The sequence below is a fragment of the Bulleidia sp. HCP3S3_C9 genome (assembly GCF_052064035.1).
Lineage (GTDB): Bacteria > Bacillota_I > Bacilli_A > Erysipelotrichales > Erysipelotrichaceae > Bulleidia.
The window spans coordinates 1-543 of the sequence record NZ_JBQHWJ010000133.1 but is presented as its reverse complement, the minus strand read 5'-3'; the positions used below and the strand labels follow the sequence as shown (position 1 = coordinate 543).

The following is a 543-nucleotide window of genomic DNA, read 5'->3' as shown; positions in this document are numbered from 1 at the left end:
TCCTCTCTTGCGCATTTTTTCTCTCTACCAACATGACGGAGACACTTTTTTCCTTCTGGATGCTTTTTAATGTTCACGTAAGGAGACTATCATCTTATGTTTGATGAAAATAAAGAAAAACAATTCATACTGCAGCTTTTCAACCTCGAATACAGTGACGTTCAGGAAGTAAGCTGTATTCGTGCTGGAAACACCGTCATTATCGACATTATTCTTGTTTCTGATCCTGTTCCGTGCCCGATATGCGGATGTGATCAGCCACACATCAAGAACTACGTCACCAAGAACATTACCCACTCCGTTCTTTCCGACAGGCGATGCACTCTCAGATATCATGCACGGAGATATGTCTGTCCGGTGTGCGGGAAAACGTACTACGAGCACAATCCGTTTGTCTTCAAATCAATGAAGATTTCCGCTCTTACCGTCTACAACATCCTTAATGATCTGAAAAATTACAACGAGACATTCTCTTCCGTTGCGAAAAGATACTATATCTCTTCTACTACGGTCGCCTCCATCTTTGATTCTCACGTGGACATG

General features: G+C 42.4%; 1 pseudogene. It reads left to right on the top strand.

Annotated features, from left to right (window positions below):
- Positions 1 to 96 precede the first annotated feature (96 nt).
- Positions 97 to 543: pseudogene (locus tag ACTND6_RS11115) on the top strand (ISL3 family transposase); the annotation flags it as partial.